The organism is Kitasatospora sp. MY 5-36 (assembly GCF_001182915.1).
Taxonomy (GTDB): domain Bacteria; phylum Actinomycetota; class Actinomycetes; order Streptomycetales; family Streptomycetaceae; genus Kitasatospora.
In genome coordinates, this window is sequence record NZ_LFVW01000339.1 from 1 (window position 1) to 2,082 (window position 2,082).

Annotated in this window: 1 protein-coding gene; it reads left to right on the top strand. The window is 77.5% G+C overall.

What is annotated here, in order from left to right:
• Positions 1–2,082: acyltransferase domain-containing protein (locus tag AE652_RS21445; RefSeq protein ID WP_049653969.1), on the top strand; the 2,082-nt coding region annotated here is incomplete at both ends.

Consider the following 2,082-nt stretch of genomic DNA (forward strand, 5'->3'; position numbering starts at 1 on the left):
TGTCGCCGGGATCCTCTCGCTGGACGACGCCGCCGCTGTGGTGGCGTTGCGGTCGCAGGCCATCGCCCGCGGTCTGGCCGGACGCGGCGGCATGGTGTCGATCGGGCTGCCGCTCGCCGAGGTGGCCGACCGGCTCCCGGTCGGGGTCGAGGTCGCGGCCGTCAACGGCCCCTCCTCGGTCGTCGTCGCCGGTGACCCGGCCGGCCTCGACACCGTGGTGGCCGCCTTCGAGGAGCGCGGCGCCCGGGTGCGCCGGATCCCCGTCGACTACGCCTCCCACACCGCCCACGTGGAGTCCATCGAGGCCGAACTCGCCGAGCTGCTCGGCGCGGTGAAGCCTCAGCCGGCCGTCGTCCCGTTCCTGTCGACGGTCGAGGGCCGCTGGCTGGAGGGCCCGGAGTTGGACGCGGGGTACTGGTACCGCAACCTGCGGCAGACGGTCCGCTTCGCCGAGGCCGTCGAGACCCTCGCCGGTGACGGTTTCCGGGCCTTCGTCGAGGTCAGCGCCCACCCCGTGCTCGCCCACGCCGTCGTCGAGGCCCTGGAGGAGGCCGTCCAGGCGCCGACCGTCGTCACCGGGACCCTGCGCCGCGAGGACGGCGGCTGGGACCGCGTCCTGCTCGCCGCCGCCGAACTCCACGTCCGCGGCCTGCCCGTGGACTGGTCCACGGCCCACGCCGGGGCCGACACCGTCCGCCCCTCCGAACTGCCCACCTACCCCTTCCAGCACCAGCGCTACTGGCTCCGGCCGGGCCGCTCCGCCGGCGACCTCGCCGCCGTCGGCCTGGACAAGGCCGGCCACCCGCTGCTGGAGACCGAACTGCTGCTCGGCACCGAGGAAGGCGCCGTCTTCACCGGCCGGATCACCGAACGCACCCTGCCCTGGCTGGCCGACCACCGGGTCGGCGGCGCGACGCTGCTGCCAGGCACCGCGCTGCTCGACGCCCTCGCCCACGTCGGCCACCGGCTCGGCGCGCCCACGGTCGAGGAACTGACCGTCTCCGCCCCGCTCGTCGTCCCGGACGGCGGCGGCCTCGACCTTCAGGTCCACGTCGGCGAGGCCGAGGACGGTCGCCGCGCCGTCCGGCTGCTCACCCGCACCGGCCCCGGCCTGCCGTGGCACGCCAACGCCACCGGAACGCTCGCCCCCGAGGGCCCGGAGCCCGCCACCGCCGACGACCTGACGGTCTGGCCGCCCGCCGGAGCCCGCCCGCTCGACACCGACGGCCTCTACGACCGGCTCACCGTCGCCTACGGCCCCGCGTTCCACGCCGTCGAGGCCGCCTGGCTCGCCGACGGCCGCCTCTACGCCCAGCTCCGCCTCCCCGACACCACCACCGACACCGCCGCCTACGGCCTGCACCCCGCCCTGCTGGACGCCGCCCTCCACCCGCTCGGCGAGGCCGGCCTCCTCCCGGGCGCCGACGTGCCCAGGCTCGCCTTCTCCTGGGCCGGCGTGCGCCTGCACGCCACCGGTGCCGAGGCACTGCGCGTGGTCGTCACCCCCGCCGGCCCCGACACCCTCACCATCCGGGCCGCCGACGACACCGGCGCCCCCGTCGTGGACGTCGAGGCCCTCACCGTGCGGCCGGTGGACCCGCGCGGCCTCACCGCCGGTCCGGCGGACGACGCGGCCCTGTTCGAGGTCGACTGGGTCCCCGCACCCGAGGCCGCCGACGCGCCCGCCGACTGGACCCTCCACAGGGACCTGCCCGAGGACGGCGCCCTGCCGCCCCTCGTGGTCCTGCCCGCCGGTGTGGGCGCGCCCTCCGACACCGTGCCCGAGCGCGCCCACGCCGTCGGTCACGACGTCCTGCGGGCGCTCCAGGCCTGGCTGGCCGACGACCGGACGGCCGACTCCCGGCTCGTCGTCGTCACCCGGCGCGGCGAACTCGTCCAGGAACCCGTCCGGGGCCTGGTGCGCACCGCCCAGTCGGAGAACCCCGGCCGCTTCGTCCTCGTCGAGGCCGACGACCCGGCCGACGCCGCCCGGGCGGTGGCCGCCGCACCGGACGACGAACCGCAGCTGGCGCTGCGCGACGGGCGACGGCTGGTCGCCCGCCTGCACCGCCCGGCCGCCCG